At 67.2% G+C, this 12,935-nt stretch carries 16 protein-coding genes; 6 read left to right on the plus strand and 10 right to left on the minus strand.

The genetic code is table 11. The features are described from left to right. Positions 1-53 precede the first annotated feature (53 nt). Together WG901_RS10835 and WG901_RS10840 are read left to right on the plus strand one after the other, a co-directional pair. Positions 54-908, plus strand: coding sequence for a diacylglycerol/lipid kinase family protein (locus WG901_RS10835; protein ID WP_339587081.1), 855 nt, complete (start codon positions 54-56; stop codon positions 906-908). Then, entirely contained in the window at positions 898-1,776 is an 879-nt protein-coding gene (locus tag WG901_RS10840) for a metallophosphoesterase family protein (RefSeq protein WP_339587082.1), read from the plus strand. Before WG901_RS10835 ends, WG901_RS10840 begins: the two co-directional genes overlap by 11 nt. Before the next feature lie 72 nt (positions 1,777-1,848). Here the strand turns inward: WG901_RS10840 and WG901_RS10845 are convergent, their stop codons facing one another. The 9 genes from WG901_RS10845 to WG901_RS10885 all read right to left on the minus strand — a co-directional run bounded on the left by WG901_RS10845 (position 1,849) and on the right by WG901_RS10885 (position 7,567). Next, on the minus strand, positions 1,849-2,562 hold the full coding sequence (locus WG901_RS10845; RefSeq protein ID WP_339587083.1) for a GIN domain-containing protein: 714 nt from the start codon (positions 2,560-2,562) through the stop codon (positions 1,849-1,851). Positions 2,563-2,575: 13 nt separating this feature from the next. Further along, positions 2,576-3,142: a DUF1700 domain-containing protein gene (locus WG901_RS10850; RefSeq protein ID WP_339587084.1), complete on the minus strand. Its 567-nt coding sequence runs from the start codon at positions 3,140-3,142 to the stop codon at positions 2,576-2,578. Continuing rightward, positions 3,132-3,512, minus strand: coding sequence for a PadR family transcriptional regulator (locus WG901_RS10855; RefSeq protein ID WP_339587085.1), 381 nt, complete (start codon positions 3,510-3,512; stop codon positions 3,132-3,134). Before WG901_RS10855 ends, WG901_RS10850 begins: the two co-directional genes overlap by 11 nt. Before the next feature lie 154 nt (positions 3,513-3,666). Next, complete coding sequence (locus tag WG901_RS10860; protein WP_339587086.1) at positions 3,667-4,137, minus strand: 2TM domain-containing protein; 471 nt, start codon at positions 4,135-4,137, stop codon at positions 3,667-3,669. A 171-nt stretch (positions 4,138-4,308) separates the two neighbouring features. Then, complete coding sequence (rpsI, locus tag WG901_RS10865) at positions 4,309-4,842, minus strand: 30S ribosomal protein S9 (RefSeq protein WP_339587087.1); 534 nt, start codon at positions 4,840-4,842, stop codon at positions 4,309-4,311. Further along, a complete protein-coding gene (gene rplM, locus WG901_RS10870; RefSeq protein ID WP_264444540.1) occupies positions 4,842-5,321 on the minus strand; it encodes a 50S ribosomal protein L13 in 480 nt (159 codons plus the stop codon). The genes rpsI and rplM overlap by 1 nt, the downstream gene beginning before the upstream one ends. A 151-nt stretch (positions 5,322-5,472) precedes the next feature. Beyond that, on the minus strand, positions 5,473-6,192 hold the full coding sequence (locus WG901_RS10875; RefSeq protein WP_339587088.1) for a hypothetical protein: 720 nt from the start codon (positions 6,190-6,192) through the stop codon (positions 5,473-5,475). After that, positions 6,189-6,512 (minus strand): divalent-cation tolerance protein CutA, encoded by a 324-nt coding sequence (cutA, locus tag WG901_RS10880; protein WP_339587089.1) that lies wholly within the window; start codon positions 6,510-6,512, stop codon positions 6,189-6,191. The genes WG901_RS10875 and cutA overlap by 4 nt, the downstream gene beginning before the upstream one ends. Further along, positions 6,512-7,567, minus strand: coding sequence for a COX15/CtaA family protein (locus WG901_RS10885; protein WP_339587090.1), 1,056 nt, complete (start codon positions 7,565-7,567; stop codon positions 6,512-6,514). The genes cutA and WG901_RS10885 overlap by 1 nt, the downstream gene beginning before the upstream one ends. A gap of 118 nt (positions 7,568-7,685) precedes the next feature. On the opposite strand from WG901_RS10885, the gene WG901_RS10890 reads away from it, so the two are divergent. The 4 genes from WG901_RS10890 to WG901_RS10905 all read left to right on the plus strand — a co-directional run bounded on the left by WG901_RS10890 (position 7,686) and on the right by WG901_RS10905 (position 11,043). Next, positions 7,686-8,057 (plus strand): MerC domain-containing protein, encoded by a 372-nt coding sequence (locus WG901_RS10890; RefSeq protein WP_339587091.1) that lies wholly within the window; start codon positions 7,686-7,688, stop codon positions 8,055-8,057. Between the two features lie 18 nt (positions 8,058-8,075). Further along, positions 8,076-9,086, plus strand: coding sequence for a sulfur carrier protein ThiS (gene thiS, locus WG901_RS10895; protein WP_339587092.1), 1,011 nt, complete (start codon positions 8,076-8,078; stop codon positions 9,084-9,086). A 272-nt stretch (positions 9,087-9,358) separates the two neighbouring features. After that, positions 9,359-9,886, plus strand: coding sequence for a hypothetical protein (locus WG901_RS10900; RefSeq protein WP_339587093.1), 528 nt, complete (start codon positions 9,359-9,361; stop codon positions 9,884-9,886). A gap of 62 nt (positions 9,887-9,948) precedes the next feature. Then, the gene (locus WG901_RS10905; protein WP_339587094.1) at positions 9,949-11,043 is read left to right on the plus strand and encodes a calcium:cation antiporter; all 1,095 of its coding nucleotides are present in this window, start codon (positions 9,949-9,951) and stop codon (positions 11,041-11,043) included. Between the two features lie 18 nt (positions 11,044-11,061). On the opposite strand, the gene WG901_RS10910 is transcribed toward WG901_RS10905, so the two are convergent. After that, the gene (locus WG901_RS10910; protein ID WP_339587095.1) at positions 11,062-12,897 is read right to left on the minus strand and encodes an AMP-dependent synthetase/ligase; all 1,836 of its coding nucleotides are present in this window, start codon (positions 12,895-12,897) and stop codon (positions 11,062-11,064) included. Positions 12,898-12,935: the final 38 nt, after the last annotated feature.

A 12,935-nucleotide genomic window follows, 5' to 3' on the forward strand; every position in this document is an offset into this window, starting at 1 on the left:
TCGAACAAGACAAGTTCTAGGGAACCTCCCCGCGCGGAAAGCGCTGATCCGACATGTTCGAAGGCAAGAAAATCTGGCTAGCGGTCAACGCCGCGAGCGGCAGCAACAACGATGCGGCATTGACCGAGCTCGAGCAGGCCTTCGCCGATGCGGCCTGCCTGGTCGCGCGGCGGATCGGCTTCCACGAGGAAGGCGCTCCGACCATCGACGAATTGCGACGCGAGGGCGTCGACATATTGGTGATCTTCACCGGCGACGGCACGGTCAATTCGATCGTCACCGCGCTCTACGGCTGGGAGGGTGCGGTGCTCGTGCTGCCCGGCGGGACGATGAACATCCTGGCGGGGCGGCTGCACGGCGATGCGACGCCGGTCGAGATCATTGCCAAGGTCGGGGCAGGGAAGGCCCGTCGCATTCGTCCGACTTTGGTCCGCTCGCGCCTGGGCGACGGGCTTTCTGGCGTACTCGTGGGGCCGGGCACCGCCTGGGCCGAAGTGCGCGAGGCGATGCGCGACACCGATCTCCTCGGCACGATCAAGGGCGCGGCTGAAGCGATCGGCGAATCGACAGGCGGCGCCAAGGTCTTCTGCCGCAATCCCGATTGCGGCCGCGCCGAGGGATATTCTGCGATACAGGTGGTTCCCACCGCGGCTGGACTTGCCGTCGAAGGTTATTATGCCGAAACAATCGGCGACTATGCCAAGCAGGGGATTGCGCTGTTGCGGCGCAATTTCCGCGAGGGACCGCACGACGATCTGGGGTGCCACCACGCGGTGCGGCTCGCTTGTCCGGAAGGGGAAGAGATGGGATTGCTGATCGACGGCGAGCAGAACGCCGCGGCGGCCGAGGAGACGTTCGACCTCGCGCTGTGCGAGGTCGATCTGTTGGCGACGGTCGATGGCGCATGATCCCGCCCCGCTGAAACTGTTTCATTTCAGCGATATCCATTTCGGCCTCGAGGACCGGCGCGCGCTCGATTGGGTAAAGCTGTGCATCCGCGGCGAGATGCCCGCGGCGATCGCGATCACGGGCGACCTGACGATGCGTGCGCGCCGCCACGAGTTCGGCGCCGCCTGCGACTGGATCCTCGGCCTCGAGGCCCCGGTGACGGTCGAGGTCGGCAATCACGACCTGCCCTATTTCAACCTGATCGAGCGCTTTACCGATCCCTATCGCCGCTTTCGCAAGATCGAGGCCCTGGTCGAGCGCAAGCTCGAGCTGCGTCAGGGCGCGGGCGGCATCGCCATCGTCCCGCTCAAGACCACGGCGCGCGCGCAGTGGCGTCTCAACTGGTCGAAGGGCTGGGTGACCAAGGCGGCGCTCGAACACACCCTGACGCAGATCGACGCGCTACCCACGGGGACGCGCGTGCTCGTCGCCTGCCATCATCCGCTGGTCGAGACCGGCACGCGCGGGACCGCGCTCACCCGCGGCGGCCAGCGTGCGCTCGAGGCGCTGGCCACGCGCAACGTGCTCGCCGTGCTGTCGGGTCATGTCCACGACGCCTTCGACCTTTCGCACGATACGCGGTTCGGGCCGGTGCGCATGATCGGTGCGGGGACCTTGTCCCGCCGCATCCGCTCGACCCCGCCGAGCTTCAACGAGCTGACGATCACCGGACGCGAGGTGGCGGTGAAGGTGCGCAACCTCGAGGCCGTGCCGACCCCGGCGATGCAGATCGACGAGGTTCCGGAGGACGCAATGCCGCCGCGAAACGCCGACGAACCGGTCGCGCCGGTCAAGGCGGTGCCCGCCGAGGACCCGCCCGTGCATTGAGGCTCGGGGTGGCAATCCCATCCGGGATTGCCTACGGCGCGGGCCGGTGCCGCAACCAGCCGTCAGGCTGGATCAGTAATCGTGGTCGATCGCGCCCAGCCCGCTGACGCGGCTGGTCAGCGCCACCGGCTTGCGGTGAAGGCTCACCGAGCCGGCGCCCGAGATGCTCGCATCGACCTTGCCCGAGGCATTGAGATCGATCGAGCCGACGCCCGAGATCTCGGCCTTGGCGTCGCGCGCATCGAGATGCGCGAGGTCGAGCGACCCGACGCCGCTGGTGCTGACGTCCAGGCTGTCGACCCGACCGCGCGCCTCGACGCTCGCGGGGCCGTGGACCTCGAGCTTGAGCGAGGGCTGATCGAGCTCGCGCAGATCGATGTCGCCCGGCGCGTTGAGGATCAGTCCGGCGAGCTGTGGCGCGGTGATCGTGACGCGCAGTCCGCGGTTGTGCCGGATCTTGTCGCGCAGCGAGAGCGCGTCGTTCTCCCAGGTCAGCGCGTCGATCACGCTGGCGGGTCCCGATACGGTCATCTCGGCCTTGTCGCCGCGGATGAACCGCATTTCGACGGGCACGTTGACGGTCAGCAGGCGGGCACCGTCGAAGGTCAGCGTGCGCGTCGCCTGCGGCGTGGTGTCGGCCTTGTCGTCATCGACGTCGATGGAAAAATGGCCGTCGCGTTGGATCCGGGTCATCAGTTCCTGACCTCCGATCACCCAGGCGGCGCTGAGCGCGACGATCGACAGCGCGAGACCGCTGGCGAAGACGATGAGCAGCTTCTTGATCATGTCACGGGCCCCTTCAGGCTTGAGCGTCGATGGCGGGCTTGACCACCCGGTAGTGGAGGCGGCCGAACCACATCAGGCCGTTGACCAGCCAAATTGTGACGATGGTCAGCAGCGCGGTGCCCGCGACCGAGGCGGCCATCATGCCGAGCCCGGTGAGGATCGCCGCGGCCGAGCCGCCCGGGAAGCCCTGGAACGGGCCGATGATGAGGACACCGCCGCCGCCGATGAACAGGCCGATCATCGCGGCGAAGAAGCCGACGATGACGCCGACCACCGATGCCAGGATCGGCAGCAGGATCAGGATGTCGATCGCGCCGAGCCCGAGCAGGGCGATTACCGCCGTCCAGGCGTTGGACGGCGAGCGCACCTCTTCCCAGTTCTTGATCCCGGCCTCGAGCCGAAGCTCGCGCGCCAGGCGGCCGGGATCGCCGAGCGCCTCGGCGACTTCGGCTTCGGATCGACCGTCCTCGCGGGCGGCGTCGAAGTGGTCGGTGTAGTCGTTGAGCACGTCGTCGATGCGATCCGCGGGCAGGCCGGCGAGATCGCGCCGCATGCGCTTGAGGAATTCGTCACGCGTCATGATTGCCTCCCGCGCGGTTGTCGTTGTCGATGGGTGTGGATGCCGCGCCGACCTGGCCGATCAGGCCCTCGACGGCGGCGGTGAAGGAACGCCATTCGGCGATCTGCGTGTTGAGACTGGCATGGCCGGCCTCGGTCAGCTTGTAATACTTGCGCGGCGGGCCCGAGGGCGATTCCTCGAGATAGGTCGCGACCAGCCCCTCGTTCTGCATGCGCCGCATCAGGGGGTAGATCGTGCCTTCCCCCATATCCACCGCATGCGAGAGCGTGCTGGCGATCTCGTAGGCATAGCTGTTCCCTCGCGAGAGCAGCGCCAGGACGCAAAGTCCCAGCACCCCCTTCTTGAGCTGTATTTCGATGGCCTCTGGCACGAATCGGTCTCCTGCTATGGAGACTGTCTATAACATGGTATTGTTCATTGCAAGATAGCTTGTGATGCGTGGTTCCTATTTATGCGTGTTACCGGCGCAGGCAGCAAAAAGGCCGCGGTTTCCCGCGGCCTTGAAGGTCGGATGGCGCTAAAGGCTAGAGTTTGTGACCCAGCCGCTTCTCGACCTGACGTCGTTCCCATTCCGGACCGAACCATGGAATGACTTCGAACACACGTAGAGCCCAGCCCGCCAGGCCGAGCCCCCAGCCGATCGCAGGGAAGATCACCCAGAGTACGCGCGGCGTAGCCGATAGGTTGAAGGCGACCAGCGCGCTCATCACGGCCACGTAGACGATGAGGCCGTGATAGAACTGGCGGACCTCACGAACGTGACTGAAGGCCAGGGCGATTTCGGTTTGTTCGGGATTGCGGGCAATGTCGCGCACGGCTTCCTCCTGCAGTTCGGAAAAATCGACATTGAACGCGGCGCCCAATGCCTTGAACGATTCGAGGCTGGCCGATTGTCCGTTTTCGATGCGCTGAATCGTACGGACGTTCAGTCCGCTGAGATCCGCAAGTTGCTGCTGGGACCAGCCACGTTGCAACCGCATCTTCTGGACGATCATGGTGCCTCCTTCGTTCGCTTTCCGGACTAGCGAGGCCAAGCTTGTCGCCCAACGACAGCCGCTCGACAATGGCCCGACAGTCGGCTGCTGTCGGCCAGGCGGGCCGCGGATTGCAGGCACAAAAAAAGGGCCAGCCGAAGCTGACCCTTTTCGTGTTCCGGAAGGAAACGCTTAGCGCTTCGAGAACTGGAAGGAGCGGCGTGCCTTGGCGCGGCCGTACTTCTTGCGCTCGACGACGCGCGGATCGCGCGTCAGGAAGCCCGCGGACTTCACCGAGCTGCGCAGCAGCGGTTCGAACTTGCTCAGGGCCTGTGCGATGCCGTGCTTGACCGCGCCGGCCTGGCCCGAAAGGCCACCACCCTTGACGGTCGCGACGACATCGTACTGACCTGCGCGATCGGCGACGTCGAACACCTGGTTGATGACCAGACGCAGCGTCGGACGTGCGAAGTAGACTTCCTGATCGCGGCCGTTGACGGTGATCTTGCCCGAGCCGGGCTTGATCCACACGCGGGCGACGGCGTCCTTGCGGCGGCCGGTCGCATAGGCGCGGCCCTGGGCGTCGATTTCCTTTTCGCGGATCGGCGCGGGCGGACCCGTGCGCACGACGGGCGCTTCGACAGCGTCGTCGGTCGGAGCAGCGGCGGGAGCGCCGGCGGCGAGCTGGCCGAGGTCGGCCAGATCGGTGACGGTGTTATCGGACATCAGGCACCCACCTTGTTCTTGCGGTTGCGGCTGGCAACGTCGAGCGGCTGGGGCTGGGTGCCACCATGCGGATGCTCGGCGCCGGCGTAAAGATGCAGCGCGCGCATCTGGTCGCGGCCCAGCGGGCCGCGCGGGATCATGCGCTCCACGGCCTTCTCCAGGACGCGCTCCGGGAAGCGGCCTTCGAGAACCTTGGCAGCGGTGACCGCCTTGATGCCGCCGGCATAGCCGGTGTGCTTGTAGTAGGTCTTCTGCTTGAGCTTGTTGCCCGTCAGACGCACCTTGTCGGCGTTGATCACGACGACGTGGTCGCCGCAATCGACGTGCGGGGTAAAGCTCGGCTTGTGCTTGCCGCGCAGGATGTTGGCGATGATCACCGCGAGGCGACCGACCACCAGACCGTCGGCATCGATAAGATGCCAGTTCTTCTCCACCTCGGCCGGCTTGATCGACCGGGTGACCTTGCTGAGCGCCTTCATGGCTCAATCTTCCTTATGATAAAGGAGGGTCTATTCCCTTGGTAACGTGCGAATCCCGTTACCGAGAGGCGCAGCGAAGGCGGGCCATTCGTGCAAAGCGCTTCGGAAGTCAAGCAAATCAGGCGTTTTGCGAGGAGGTAAAATAATACCTCTAGGCCTCGGGCGCCGGCGTCAGGGTCCATTCCTCGACCACGACGCGCGTGTTGCCGCCCAGATCGGTGGTCACCTTGCGGCTGAAAGCGGCCAGCAAGCCCGAGGCGGCATCGGCGCGCGCGGCGATCTCGGTGGTCACCTGGCCGTTGAGGCCGTCAGCGAGCGGAATGGCGCGTTTCTCGCGCCGGTCGCCGGGCTGGGGGCGGAACAGGTCGAGCGGCCAGGCGGTGCGATAGGGACGCGCCTGCAATTGCGAAACGAACCCCTGCGCCTGGGCCGCGTCGCCCGGTGGCAGGTCCATCTGCGCGATCTGCGAGGCGGCCACGCCGATCGCCTGGCGCTGGACCAGGCTCGGCGCGACTTCGGGCGCGGCGAGCAGCCGGCCGCCGGCATCGAGCTGCATCGGGAACAGCGCGGCGTCGGGCCGCTTGCGTTCGAGCGCGGCGAGGGCTTCGAGGCCTGGCGGTGCCTCGACCGTGACTTCGGCGAGCGTACCGTCGAGCCGGAAGCCGTCGCGCTCGGCGACGAATTGCACGCGATAGGCGCGGCGGGTGATCACGGCCTGGCCGTCGTGCAGCTCGTGCCGCAGGGTGCGCGTGAGAAGCAGTGGCGCGGCGGGCGGATTGAAGGCTCCCGCCATGGCCGGGGCCTGCGCGGCACCGATCGCCGCCAAAGGCATGATCGCAGCGGCGCCGGCGATCCAGATCGCGCGGCTCACCGCGTCAGCGCTCCGAGCCAGGCGGCGGTCGCGGGCGCCGCTTCGTCGCAGCGCCAGGCGACTATCGCCGGTTCCTCATAGGGATGTTCCTCGCCCAGTCGCGCGATCGCGCGCTGCAGCAATGCCGCGTCCGTCTTGAGCAAGGCCCCCGCCTCCGTCGCCTCGCCGCGTTCGCCGTTCCATTCGAAAAGCGAGAGCATGGCGGGCACGATATTGGCGCAGGCTATCAGCCTTTCGTCAAGCAGCGTTTTTGCGGTGGCAGCGGCCGTCGCAGCGTCGGGAAAGGGGCACCAGATCAGCGCGGGGCCGAGCTGTTGCATCAGTCGCCCCGTCCGGTCCTACCGCGTCCGCCGAGCGCATGCGCACCCCAGACCGTCGCGGCCACCAGCAGCGCGCCGACGAGCTGGTGCGCCACGGCGAGCCACAGCGCGATGCCCGACCAGACGGTGAACACGCCGAGGATCACTTGCGTGCCGAAAGCGCTGTGCAGCGCGATCGAGGGCCGGCGCTGCCCGTGCGCCTTGAGCTTGCGACCCATGACGACCAGTACGGCGACGACGGCCCAGGCCCACCAGCGATGGATGAAGTGGATCAGATAAGGATCGTTGAACAGCGTGTGGATCGGCCCCAGCGCCCATTCGACACCCTCGGGGAACAGGCTACCCTGCATCAAGGGCCAGTCGTTGGCGACGTGGCCTGCGCGCAGGCCCGCGGTGAGCGCGCCGAAGAACAGCTGGACCACGAGCATGACCAAGGCGAGCGCGGTGAAGGAGCTCAGCCGCGAGCGCGGTTCGCCGCGGGCAAGCGCGCGCAGGTCGAGCGCGGTCCAGACGAGGCCGCCCAAGGTCGCGAGGGCGACGAGCAGGTGCGCGGCAAGGCGGAAGTGGCTGACCTTGACGTCCTGGGTGAGGCCCGAGGAGACCATCCACCAGCCGATCGCGCCCTGCAGCCCGCCGAGCGCGAGCAGCGCGACCAGGCGCGGTTTGTAGCCTGCCGGGATCTGGCGCTTCGCCCAGAACCAGGCGAGCGGCAGCGCGAAGGCCAGGCCGACGATCCGCGCGAGCAGGCGGTGGACCCATTCCCAGAAGTAGATGAACTTGTACTGGGCCAGGGTCATGCCGGCGGGGCCGTTGACCTCGGTGTATTGCGGGATTCGCTGGTAGCGGATGAATTCTGCCTGCCACTGCGCCTCGGTCAGCGGCGGGATCGCGCCCGTCACCGGCTTCCATTCGGTGATCGACAGACCCGATTCGGTCAGGCGGGTGATGCCCCCGACCGCGACGATGAGGATGACGATCGCCGCAACCGCGAAGAGCCAGTGCGCCAGCGCCAGCGGCTTGGCCGTGACGGGCCGCAAAGGGGTGGAATCGAACATGATCGCGTCCTGCGCCGGAGCAGACGAAATCGCAAGCCGGGCTTTCCGAGGTGCGCCATCGCATAAAATTCCGCGCTGATGGGTTGCACGATGATACAACATTACATAATTCGGCGGGATGACACGCGCCATTCTCTCGATTCGTGACCGGCTCGATCGCGTCGGGATGCTCCTTTCGGGTCTCTGCGCGCTGCACTGCATCGCCGGAATCGTGCTCGTCTCGGTGCTGGGCCTCGGCGGCCAGGCTCTGCTCGCGCCGGCGATCCACGAGATCGGCCTGTTGCTCGCGATCGTCGTCGGCATCTTCACCCTGGGCCTTGGCGTGTTGCGCCACGGCCGCGCCGGCCCGCTGCTGATCGGTGGCGCCGGCCTGGCGCTGATGACTTCGGCGCTGTTCGTCGGCCATGGCCTGCCCGAGGCGGTGCTGACGATCGCCGGCGTCGCGCTCGTGGCAACTGCCCATATACGGAACTTGCGTCACGCCGCCTGAGCGCTATCTGCCTGCGGCATGACCGTTCAAGAATCCTCGGGGCAACTTTCCCTCACCGTCAACGGCGAGCCGCGCCGCATCGCCACCGGCGCCACGATCGCCCAGCTCGTCGAGAGCCTCGAGCTCAACCCGCTCAAGGTCGCGGTAGAGCGCAATGGCGAGATCGTGCCGCGCTCGACCCTGGCCGAAGCGGTCATGGGCGATGGCGACGTGCTCGAGATCGTCCACTTCGTCGGCGGCGGCGATCACGCTGCGAGCGATGACGACAGCTGGACCGTGGCGGGCCGCACCTTCCGCTCGCGGCTGATCGTCGGCACGGGCAAGTACAAGGACTTCGCGCAGAACGCCGCGGCGGTCGAGGCCTCGGGCGCAGAGATCGTCACCGTCGCCGTGCGCCGGGTCAACGTCAGCGATCCCAAGGCGCCGATGCTGACCGACTACATCGATCCCAAGAAGATCACCTACCTGCCCAACACCGCCGGCTGCTTCACCGCCGACGACGCGATCCGCACGCTGCGGCTGGCGCGCGAGGCGGGCGGCTGGGACCTGGTCAAGCTCGAGGTGCTGGGCGAGGCGCGCACGCTCTACCCCGACATGCGCGAGACGCTCAAGGCGACCGAGATCCTGGCCAAGGAAGGTTTCCTGCCGATGGTCTACTGCGTCGACGATCCGATCGCGGCCAAGCAGCTCGAGGAAGTCGGCGCCGTGGCGGTCATGCCGCTCGGCGCGCCGATCGGTTCGGGCCTGGGGATCCAGAACAAGGTGACCGTGCGCCTGATCGTCGAGGGCGCGAACGTGCCCGTGCTCGTCGACGCCGGCGTTGGCACGGCTTCGGAAGCGGCCGTGGCGATGGAGCTGGGCTGTCACGGCGTGCTGATGAACACCGCGATCGCCGAGGCCAAGGACCCGATCCGCATGGCCCGCGCGATGAAGCTCGCGGTCGAGGCGGGACGCCACGCCTATCTGGCGGGCCGCATGGCGACGCGCAAATATGCCGACCCGTCGAGCCCGCTGGCGGGGTTGATCTGAGGCTTATCCTCCCCGGTACGGGGAGGGGGACCGTTCGCGAAGCGAATGGTGGAGGGGGCTGTCGGTTGGCGCTGCGTTGGCGGAGAACCCCCTCCGTCACGCGCTTAGATTGCGCCACCTCCCCGTGCCGGGGAGGATCGAAATCCTCCCCCCTCCCACCAAAGTCTAACGCCCGATCGGGCGTCGTGCGTGGCGTGGTTAACCCGATGATAACCCTATTCTGGTGAAGTCTGCTTGTCGGGCGATCAGGCCCGCGACGAGGGTCTTTAGTCATGGCCAGCACGGGTACGGCTTCTCTGACGATCAATGAGCTGCGCGAGTTCGCCAGCTTCAGCTCCTGCGAGCAGCGCTACATCCGGCGCAGCCTCGACATCGGCCTCGGCCGTCAGGACGCGTTCAAGCTCTGGGCGCGCGATGCCGCCGAGGTGGCTTCGATCCGATCGCAGTACGTCGCCTATCAGGAGCTCAAGGCCCTGCGCGGCGTGACCCCCGACGAGAACGGCTTCGAAGGCCTCGACGAATTCATGGGCAAGCTGGTCCGCGTGACCGGCTTCGACCTCGCCCAGGAGCGGATCACCTGCTTCTCGGCCTATCGCTTCCTCTACGAGCGTCTGCTCGGCGCCCCGGTCCGCCCGTGGCTGCCCAGCGCCTTCTGTGCTGCCGCCGCGCTGCCGCAGATCCGTCCCGACCGCCGCAAGAAGCTGCTGCACTCGATCAGCGAAGCCGCCGCCACGGCGCCGGGCTGGTCGACGCGCGAACCCTGCTTCTTCCCCGAGTGGATCGAGAAGGAAGCCGCGTAAGCTAAGGTTTCCCAAGGCCCCACCGGCCTTGGCCTGACGGGCATCGCGGCTATAGTGCCGCGATGAACCATCCCGCACCGGCACGATCCGGCTTTCCCACGTTCGGTCTCGCTCCCTGGGCGATCGCCGTTCCGCTGCTTGGCCTCGCCGCGATCGCGCTGGGCAAGCCGTCCTCCTTCACGCTCGTCCTCATCGTCGCCGTCCTGCTGGCGGCGATCGTCATGACCGCGGTCTATCATGCCGAGATCCTCGCCCATTTCCTCGGCGAGCCGTTCGGCACCCTGGTCCTCGCGCTCGCGGTCACGGTGATCGAGACCTCGCTGATCGTCTCGATCATGCTCAGCGACGGCGCCCCCAGTCTCGCGCGCGACACCTTGATCGCCGCGATCATGATCACGATCAACGGTATCGTCGGCGTCTGCCTGCTCGCCGGCGGGCGGCGGCATCACGAGCAATCCTATACCCAGTCGGGAGTCAGCGCCGGGCTTGCCATGCTGGCGACCCTGGCCGTGACCACGCTGGTCCTGCCCAATTTCACCACCAGCGCGCGCGGCGCCTTCTATTCGCCGACCCAGCTCGCCTTCGCGGCGGTGATCTCGCTCGTGGTCTACGGCACTTTCGTGGTCGCGCAGACGATCCGTCACCGCGACCATTTCCTCCATCCCGAAGAGGACGATCACGCGCACGAAGCGCCGGTCACGCGCACCAAGGCGCTGGCGGCGGGGGCGATGCTGCTCGTCGCGCTGGTCGGCGTGGTCATGCTGGCCAAGGCGCTGTCGCCGTCGATCGAGGCCGGCGTGCGGGCGGCCGGAGCGCCCGAGGCGATGGTCGGCATCATCATCGCCGCGCTCGTGCTCGCGCCCGAGGGCTTCGCCGCCTATCGCGCCGCGCGCGTCAACCGCGTCCAGACCAGCCTCAACCTGGCGATCGGCTCGGCGCTGGCGACGATCGGGCTGACCATCCCGGCCGTGGCGGTGACCGCGCTGGTGATCGGGCTCGATCTCGAGCTGGGCCTGTCGATGCACGGCGTCGTCATGCTGGCGCTGACCTTGCTGGTGGCCTCACTCACCTTGGGCACGGGGCGCACCACGGTGGTGCAGGGCGTCGTCCACCTGGTGATCTTCGCGACCTGGCTGTTCACGACCCTGGTGCCTTAGCCAAGAGAGAGGATCGGACTACCCCTTGTACAATCCATCCATCCGCGCCCCATAGCGATCGCGCAGCTTGTGGCGCTTTATCTTGAGGCTCGGCGTCATCTCGTCGTTGTCGATCGCGAAGGCCTCGTCGGCGAAGCAGAACTGGCGGACCTTCTCGATCACCGAGAGGTCGCGGTTCACGCGGTCGATCGCCTCGCGCACCGCGGTGCGGAAGGCGGGCAGGCGTTGCAGCGCCTTCATGTCGAACTTCTCGGCGTTGGCGCGCGCCCATTCGAGCGCCCATTCGGCATCGGGCACGATCAGCCCGACGAGGTAGGGCCGCTTGTCGCCCGCGACCATGGCCTGGGCGATCTCGGGCTGGAGCGTCAGCATGCCCTCGACCTTCTGCGGCGAGACGTTGTCGCCCTTGTCGTTGACGATCATGTCCTTCTTGCGGTCGGTGATGACGATGCGGCCGTGCGCGTCGAGATGGCCGATGTCGCCCGTAGAGAGCCAGCCGTCCTGCAGCACGTGTTCGCTCTCGGCCTCGTTGCGCCAGTAGCCGTGCATCACGAGTTCGCCGCGGACGAGGATCTCGCCATCCTCGGCGATCTTCACTTCGACGCCGCGCAAAGGCGGGCCGACCGTGTCCATCTTGATGCCGTCGCCCTTGAGGCTGCCGACGTTGGGGCGGTTGACGCTGACCACGGGCCCTGCCTCGGTCTGACCGTAGCCCTGGAGCAGGACCAGGCCCATGGCATCGAAGAACACGCCGATGTCGGGATTGAGCGGCGCGCCGCCCGAAACCAGCGCCTTCATCCGCCCGCCGAAGCGCGCGCGGATCTTGGGGCGCAAGGTGCGCTCGAGGATCAGGTCCATCGGCCGGTCGATCAACCGCGACTTGTCCTGCGCCTTGCGTTCGCCGAGCGCGAGCGCGCGGTCCATCAGGTAGGACGCGACTTTGCCCTGCTTCTCAACCTGCTTGATGATCCGCGTGCGCAACACCTCGAACAGGCGCGGGACGACGACCATGATCGTCGGGCGCACCTCCTCGATGTTCGAAGAGAGCTTCTCGAGCCCTTCGGCGTAATAGATCTGCGCGCCCATGCCGATCGGCAGGTATTGCCCGCCGGTATGCTCGTAGGCGTGGCTTAGCGGCAGGAACGAGAGGAAGACTTCGCCCTGCTCGGCCGACCGGTCCCAGCCGAAATCCTCGGCGAGGACATGGGCGGCGCCATCGACGTTGCGCAGGATCGCGCCGTGGTGCTGCATGACCCCGCGCGGCGCGCCGCCGGTGCCGCTGGTGTAGATGATGCAGGCCAGGTCGCCGCGCCCGATCGTCGCCAGCCGCGCCTCGACCGCGGCGCGCGCGGCCTGCGCGTCGCCTGCGAGCAGGCTGTCCCAGGCGTGGTAGGCGATCGCGCCCGCTTGGCTGGCGCGCAGCGGTTCGAGGCTGATGACGTGCTGCGCGAGGTTCGAACGGAGCACCGCGGGGAGCAGCGCCTTGGCCAACTTGGCGTCGGAGACGATCACCGCGCAGGCGCCCGAGTTCTCGAGGACGTGGAGGTGATCGCGCTCGGTGTTGGTCGTATAGGCGGGTACGGTCACGCAGCCCGCGGCCATCACGCCGAGATCGGCCAGGCACCATTCGGGGCGGTTTTCCGAAACGAGCAGCACGCGGTCGCCGGCCTTGAGACCCAGCGCGCGCAGGCCCTCGGCGATCAGGCAGACGCGCCGCGCCGCCTCCGCCCAGGAGATCGACTGCCAGGTGCCGTCGCGCTTGGCCCAGAGCATGGGCTTGTCGCCCAGTTCGTCGGCGCGCGACAGGAACAGGGCAACAAGACTGTTACTGGTATCGAAATCGGAAAGCTGCACCCCTGCTCGCCTCTCACCATGACTATGGCGTAACGTCT

The organism is Novosphingobium anseongense (assembly GCF_037482895.1).
In the GTDB taxonomy this organism is placed as follows: Bacteria; Pseudomonadota; Alphaproteobacteria; order Sphingomonadales; family Sphingomonadaceae; genus Novosphingobium; species Novosphingobium anseongense.

Excerpts from the sequence above, each read along its gene's own strand:
- WG901_RS10860 (WP_339587086.1), bottom strand. The coding sequence starts at position 4,137 with ATGATCGTCCAGAAGATGCGGTTGCAACGTGGCTGGTCCCAGCAGCAA.
- WG901_RS10840 (WP_339587082.1), top strand. The coding sequence starts at position 898 with ATGGCGCATGATCCCGCCCCGCTGAAACTGTTTCATTTCAGCGATATC.
- cutA (WP_339587089.1), bottom strand. The coding sequence starts at position 6,512 with ATGCAACAGCTCGGCCCCGCGCTGATCTGGTGCCCCTTTCCCGACGCT.
- WG901_RS10835 (WP_339587081.1), top strand. The coding sequence starts at position 54 with ATGTTCGAAGGCAAGAAAATCTGGCTAGCGGTCAACGCCGCGAGCGGC.
- WG901_RS10900 (WP_339587093.1), top strand. The coding sequence starts at position 9,359 with ATGGCCAGCACGGGTACGGCTTCTCTGACGATCAATGAGCTGCGCGAG.
- WG901_RS10885 (WP_339587090.1), bottom strand. The coding sequence starts at position 7,567 with ATGTTCGATTCCACCCCTTTGCGGCCCGTCACGGCCAAGCCGCTGGCG.
- rplM (WP_264444540.1), bottom strand. The coding sequence starts at position 5,321 with ATGAAGGCGCTCAGCAAGGTCACCCGGTCGATCAAGCCGGCCGAGGTG.
- WG901_RS10845 (WP_339587083.1), bottom strand. The coding sequence starts at position 2,562 with ATGATCAAGAAGCTGCTCATCGTCTTCGCCAGCGGTCTCGCGCTGTCG.
- WG901_RS10850 (WP_339587084.1), bottom strand. The coding sequence starts at position 3,142 with ATGACGCGTGACGAATTCCTCAAGCGCATGCGGCGCGATCTCGCCGGC.
- WG901_RS10890 (WP_339587091.1), top strand. The coding sequence starts at position 7,686 with ATGACACGCGCCATTCTCTCGATTCGTGACCGGCTCGATCGCGTCGGG.
- rpsI (WP_339587087.1), bottom strand. The coding sequence starts at position 4,842 with ATGTCCGATAACACCGTCACCGATCTGGCCGACCTCGGCCAGCTCGCC.
- WG901_RS10905 (WP_339587094.1), top strand. The coding sequence starts at position 9,949 with ATGAACCATCCCGCACCGGCACGATCCGGCTTTCCCACGTTCGGTCTC.
- thiS (WP_339587092.1), top strand. The coding sequence starts at position 8,076 with ATGACCGTTCAAGAATCCTCGGGGCAACTTTCCCTCACCGTCAACGGC.